Origin of the sequence: Flavobacterium sp. Root935, assembly GCF_001429295.1 — a bacterium.
Classification (GTDB): Bacteria; Bacteroidota; Bacteroidia; order Flavobacteriales; family Flavobacteriaceae; genus Flavobacterium.
In genome coordinates this window covers 690,611-697,311 of sequence record NZ_LMJL01000008.1, presented here as the reverse complement: position 1 = coordinate 697,311, position 6,701 = coordinate 690,611, and the positions used below count along the sequence as shown (strand labels likewise).

The following is a 6,701-nucleotide window of genomic DNA, read 5'->3' as shown; positions in this document are numbered from 1 at the left end:
TGTTCCTACTTCAACATTTGCACTGTTTTTCCAGGAATACGTTACTGTTCCCACAGCATTTGTTACTATGCCGNCAGTACTTTCACCAAAACATAAAACATCTGTTTTAGAAGAAATTCCCAAAGTTAAAGCAGCGATTGGCTGATCGATTGTAACCGAATTAGGTTGAGAAGAACAAGAATCTGTTACCGTTAAAGTATAAGTTCCCGCAGGCAGATTTGAAACAGAAGCTGTACTTCCTACTTCAACATTTGCGCTGTTTTTCCAAGAATAATTTACTGGTCCCACAGCATTTGTTACAGTGCCGGCAGTTACAGTTCCAGTACTTTCTCCAAAACATAAAACATCTGTTTTTGAAGAAACTGCAAGGGCTAAAGGAGCATTGGGTTGTAAAATACTAATTGTTATTGTTCCTTGGCAGCCATTGGCATCAGTTGCTGTAACCTCATAAACTCCAAATCCCAAATTATTTAAAGTTTGAGAAGTTCCAGCATAGGCAGAACCGTTCTTTTTCCATGAATAAGTGTATGGAGCAACCCCTCCAGAAGCATTATTTACAGTAATTGAGCCAGTAGCTTCATTAAAACATTTTACATCTACGTGCGAAGCAGTTAATTCTGTAACTATAACGGTGCTTTTGGTAATTACGACTGGTTTTATATCGTAACAATTAGAAGTATTTGTTCCTTTGATATAATAAGTTCCAGGAACGGCAGTACTAAAATTGGCATACGGAAGAGTCGCAGCAGCATCAGTCCAATACGTATAAGTCAAACCTGATGTGCTGCCAGCAGTGATATTTGCAGCGGTTAAATCTACTGTTGCTGCTGGTGCACAAATAGGAAGTGGATTGGTTATAGTTATTGTTGGTTTTGAATTTATATTGACTACAATTGCTTTTTTAGGACCAATACAGGCATTAGTTTTTCCTTCTGCAACATAATAGGTAAATTGTCCTGCAACAGCAGTAGAAGGTGTTAATGTCTGCTGGCCTGTTGAAGTGGTAGTTTGGTAATAGTATAATGTATACTCGGGTTTGCTTGGTACCGCAGTTAAAGGAAGCGCATTATCGCTAATACAATAGTTTACGGGATCTGTAACAGTTGGCATTGTTGTAATGCTTTCAACTTTTATCGTAAATTGAAAGTAACATCCGGCAGCAGCTCCGGGAGGAATTGCATAATAAGTTGATGTTCCCACTGTCGCAGGGAAAGGGTTGTTAATCGTATATTGGGTTGCTGTTCCCGCTACTACTGGGTATGCATTGTAAAATGTGGAACCAGAAGGAAACGAACCCGTTACATCTGTAATTGGAATTGAGGATGCATTATTACAAAAAGTAAAAGAAATAGTTGGTGAAGTAGCCTGACAATTCACATTTGTATAATTTGAAGAATCTATAGTAGTTTGAAGCGGTGCAGATATAGTAGTTCCTGTACAACTTCCAGAGGTTGTATAACCTAAAATTAAAGGTTTGTCGGTTACTGTTACAGTCGAATTTACACCTTGTCCGCTTAACGAGCCGTTTACTTGAATTACATTACTGCAGTTTGAGTTTTTAAGCAAAGCACAGTTTTCTGTAGATTTTAATTGGAAGGTCAGCTCCGCCAAAACAGTATTTGGATCAGATGGTAAAGGTAATGTGCCAATGTTCCAGACAATAGATCCGTTGGCGCCAATTGTAGGTTCGTAAGTAAGCAAATTTGGAGAAGGCGCTGGAGTGAAATTCACTGTTTTAGCTAAACTTCCGCTAACAAATGTGGCATTGTACGGAATTGGAATAACAATCTTGCTGTTTTGAATCGCTTCAGAACCTCTGTTTTTTATTTGTATTTTATAACCAAGTTCTTGACCTGGCAAAACAGTGTAAGGACCAGTACCAGCAGAACTTCCGTTAATAGTTGTAGCTGTAAGAACACCTTCAATTTCTGGTACGTAAGCATCAATTGCCATTACGATCGAGAAAATCGTATAGGTGTCAACCGTAGATCCATATTTAAAAGTCGTAGACGTCTGATTGTTTCCAATAATATCTTTGTTACTGTTTGGAAGTTTAAACATGCTGATATCAAGTCCCGAATTATTAACCAAATTCGGATTTCGGTTGTTTCCACCAGTGCTAATAGAAGAATTAAAAAAGTTATTGGCAGAATTTCCAGTTCGGCTTAAGCTTAAATAATTGTTGGTATTCAATTTTTGAATCTGAAAGTAATCACCCTCATAGTTCACATCACCTTCGCCGGCCATAACTCCAAGTTTAACATCGACAGGCCCAGATGTTACAGAGTTAAAGCCCGAAACAGGAAAACTATGTTCTGCGGTTATATTATTTTGCACAAAAGCGTGTCCGTCAAAAACAGTAATATCTCTGTTTTTCATGTTAGAATTTTCATAAACCACGACCAAACCCCATCCCGCATATTTTCCTATCGCGCCTCCGTCAGCACCTTCAGTTGCCGCGATGTTGGCCGCAAAATATTCACCAATTCCGTTTGTTCTTACATAATCCGTAACCTCCGCGTAAGCAGTAAACATATTGTTATCTGCATTTGTCGGAAAATAAATATCTGTCGCCGTAAATTCATCATAAGTACTGTCATTAGGTCCTTTAAACAGAATTTTTCTTTTATCTAAAGTTTTAGTCACGCCATTTTTAGTCACATTAAAAGAGTTTGGGCTGTAAGCAGCATCAGAAACTCTCCCAGTCCAGTACAATCCAGCATAAACAATATTATAGCAGTTCGTTAATTTAACTCCGCTGTCATTTAGCAAATCCAAAGTTGCCGCAGAAGAGTTAACAGTTTGATTGTTATTATCCTTATCTACATATACCATCGGGAAAGGTCCGTTGGTTTCACCAGCGTCGTAATTCTGCATAGTTAGATTAGTGTTTCCAATCATCGTAAAATCTCCTTTAATTTTATAAATCGTTTTGGTAGGAGAATAAGAAGATGTTCTTTCTTTAAACGGTTTTATAACCTGCGCATTTGCTTCAGTAATACCAATGATAAGCATCAAAAAGAAATAAAAAACCGCAAAATATTGAGAGTAGATTTTTTTCATAATAGTAGTTTTTTAAATTATCCGCCTATAGAAATTTTATACAGAAGAACATATTTTGAAGTATCATTTTTTATCAAATTATTGATAACAGAAGGATTAGTCCCAATTCCTGAAATGATGAAAATGTATTTTAATTTTTCGAAAGCGGAGAAAGCATTCAGATCGATGGATTGGTTTAAATCTGTCGTTTTTTCAATTTTAATCGATACAATTTCGATGTCACTTTTTGTAGCAATAGAAGAATTAAGACTATTAACCGAACTAATATCTGTGAACAAAGCAGTAGGCTGGTCGCCGTAAACATTTATATCTCCAGAAGAAACATAAACAGCTGATTGTAAATCGTAAAGAAGATGTTTGAGATCACTAAGCTTAGAATCCTGTCCCGAATTTTCTAAGTTGGTTAAGTACGAATCCACATTTTCACTTTGAGCAAATGAAAAAGTTGTTGTTAAAAAAAACAGCACGAAAAAAATGTTTTTTTGAAAGATGTTCTTTTTGAACGAAAAAATAAACTTACAATTGTAAACAAATTTTACTGCTTTTTCAAGAGTAGATTTAGTTCTCATAACTTAAGACTTTGTTTTGAAGTATTTATAAAATTTTAACAGAATCAAAGTTATAGGGTCTATTTATTTTTGATTTTTTTTGTCTGTAACTAACCTAAAAACTCGTTGAAATGTATTTTTTGTATATAAAACAGCGTCAAAAAGTATTTTTTTTAACACAAAAAAGCCAAATTTTTAATACATTTTTTTTGCTTTTTTGTTGAAAATAGAGCGTTTTTAAATATTGTAAGTTGTTAAAAATCAAATATTTAGTTAAAATTTTGAAAATTTAAAGAATATCGACTAAATACTCATTTTATAGATGAAGTACATAAAAAAGAAAAATCTGCGTTTTATGTTATACTTAAAAGTTAACGATTAATAAACTATTCATTCTTGTTAAAATTTGGATATAATGTTAACACAAATAAAAAAAAGAAAAGGTTTAAAATATCTTTTGTAAATTAGAACTTAATTAAAAATATAAGTCTGCAAGTCAGGTTTTTAAATTTATTGTTTATGAAAAATCTTATTTTAATACGTCATGCTAAATCAAGTTGGGAAGCACCATTAAAAGATTTCGATCGTCCGTTAATGAAAAGAGGAATCTTAGACGCGCATGATGTGTCATTAAATATCTCAGATTACCTTCCTAAAACCTATATAATTTGGAGCAGTACTGCAGCAAGAGCTTCAGAAACAGCTTTAATCTTTGCACAAAACATTTCTTACCCTATAGAAAGCATCGTTTATAAGGATGACCTTTATACTTTTGATGACAAACAACTCGAAAAAGTTATCAAATCGTGTGATAATAGTTTTGAAAGCGTTATTCTTTTCGGACATAACGAGGCTATTACAAATTTTGTTAATAAATTTGGGGATGTTTTTATAGAAAATGTTCCAACATCTGGCTTTGTCTCATTGCAATTTGATACCGACAGATGGAACACAATCGATAAAGGCAAAACACATAAAACTATTTTCCCCAAAGATTTAAAATAATTACAGTGTACGAACAGAAATATATCGATAGAGAAAAAAGCTGGTTAGCGTTTAATGCAAGAGTGCTTCAAGAAGCAGCAGACAACACGGTTCCACTTTTAGACAGACTGCGTTTTGTTGGAATTTTTTCAAACAATTTAGATGAATTCTTTAGAGTTCGGTATGCAGCCATTCGTAGATTGAGTCTCTCTGGAATTTCTGGCGAAAAATATTTGGGAGGTATTTCTGCCCATCAATTAATTAAAGATATTACAGAAATCGTAATTCAGCAGCAGTCTGAAAGTTTACGTATTTTAGGAAATATCGAAGCAGAGCTTGAATCTGAAAACATTTTTATTATCAACGAAGATCAGATCACGCCAAAGCAGGAATGCTTTTTAAAAGATTTTTTCACCCAAAAATTAAGTCCAGAATTAGTAACAATCATTCTGAATGATTTGGCTGTTTTTCCAGTATTAAAAGATACCTTAGGATATTTGGCAGTACGTTTGGAATTGAAAAATGATGAAGTTCGATATGCATTAATTGAAATTCCGAAAAACATAAACAGGTTTGTCGTTCTTCCTTCAGAAGACGAAAAACAATATGTAATTCTAATCGATGATGTTATTCGTTTTAAACTGAAAAACATCTTCAATATATTTGATTATAAGACTGTTTCTGCGCACATGATCAAAATTACTCGTGATGCGCAATTGGACATTGATAGTGATTTGAGTAAAAGTATGCTCGAAAAAATTGCTACATCTGTAAAAGACCGCCGAATAGGAGAACCCGTTCGTTTTATTTATGATAGTTTAATCGAAGAAGATACGCTGCGTTTCTTCCTAGATAAAATGAAAATCGTCGAAACAGATAGTATTATTCCAGGAGGAAGATATCACAACCGACGTGATTATATGAGCTTTCCAAATTTAGGACGTTACGATTTATTGTATAAGCCAAACGAGCCGCTTCCGGTTCCGGGTTTAAGTTTAGAAGGAAGTATTTTAGAAAAAATCAGTAAAAAAGATTATTTGGTACATGCACCATATCAGTCTTTTTCTTATTTGACAAAGTTTTTGCGCGAAGCAGCTTTAGATCCTAAAGTTACAAGTATTAAAATTACTTTATATCGTTTAGCAAAAAATTCACAGATTATCAGTTCGCTGATTAATGCTGCTAAGAATGGAAAAAGGGTAGTGGTTCAAATCGAGCTTCAAGCGCGATTTGATGAAGCTTCGAATATTTCCTATGCAGAGCAAATGCAGACAGAAGGTATCGAACTGATTTTTGGAATGAAAGGTCTTAAAGTACACAGTAAAATATGTGTTATTGAAAGGACAGAAGAAGATAAAAACCGACGTTACGGATTTATTTCAACTGGAAATTTCAACGAATCGACAGCAAAAATTTATACCGATGTTACGCTTCTTACCTGCCATCAGGGAATTTTAAAAGACACATCAAAAATATTTGAATTTTTTGACATCAATTATAGAGTTCACAGATACAAACATTTAATTGTGTCGCCGCATTATACCAGAACAAAATTTATAAAACTGATTGATCGTGAAATTCTTCATGCCTTAGCGGGTAGAAAGACACATATTAAATTAAAAATGAATAGTTTATCCGATTTTAAAATGATCGATAAATTATACGAAGCCAGTAATGCCGGTGTGAAAATTCAGCTTCAAGTGAGAGGAATTTGTTCTTTAATTCCTGGAATTCCGGGAATGAGCGAAAACATTGAAGCCATAAGCATCGTTGATAATTATTTGGAACATTCAAGAGTTTATATTTTTGGAAATGCAGGTTTAACAGAAGTTTACATTTCATCTGCCGATTTCATGACCAGAAATCTTGACGGAAGAGTTGAAGTAACGTGTCCGATCTATGACCTTGAAATTAAAAAAGAACTGATAGATAATTTTAACATTGCCTGGAAAGGAAACGTAAAAGTGAGATATCATTCGTATAAATTAGATAATAAATATAAACCTAAAAATCATCATGCCCCATTTAGAGCACAATTTGAGACCTATAAGTATTATCAGAATAAAATAGCAATGCTGGATGAGGTTCCTCAAAAAGTAAATTAAT

At 33.9% G+C, this 6,701-nt stretch carries 4 protein-coding genes; 2 read left to right on the top strand and 2 right to left on the bottom strand.

The genetic code is table 11. The annotated features are described in order from the left end of the window. Positions 1–74: 74 nt before the first annotated feature. Both ASE40_RS22590 and ASE40_RS08155 read right to left on the bottom strand, forming a co-directional pair. The coding region (locus ASE40_RS22590; RefSeq protein ID WP_410503476.1) for a SprB repeat-containing protein at positions 75–1,110 on the bottom strand (1,036 nt) is incomplete at its 3' end. A gap of 1,970 nt (positions 1,111–3,080) precedes the next feature. Next, positions 3,081–3,632 carry a hypothetical protein gene (locus ASE40_RS08155; protein WP_057116452.1) on the bottom strand — a complete coding sequence of 184 codons (552 nt, stop codon included), beginning with the start codon at positions 3,630–3,632 and terminating at the stop codon, positions 3,081–3,083. A gap of 498 nt (positions 3,633–4,130) precedes the next feature. On the opposite strand from ASE40_RS08155, the gene ASE40_RS08150 reads away from it, so the two are divergent. Both ASE40_RS08150 and ppk1 read left to right on the top strand, forming a co-directional pair. After that, positions 4,131–4,616 carry a SixA phosphatase family protein gene (locus ASE40_RS08150; protein ID WP_057116451.1) on the top strand — a complete coding sequence of 162 codons (486 nt, stop codon included), beginning with the start codon at positions 4,131–4,133 and terminating at the stop codon, positions 4,614–4,616. Between the two features lie 5 nt (positions 4,617–4,621). Continuing rightward, positions 4,622–6,700, top strand: a complete 2,079-nt coding sequence (ppk1, locus tag ASE40_RS08145; protein ID WP_057116450.1) for a polyphosphate kinase 1 — start codon at positions 4,622–4,624, stop codon at positions 6,698–6,700. The last annotated feature ends 1 nt before the right edge of the window (position 6,701 follow it).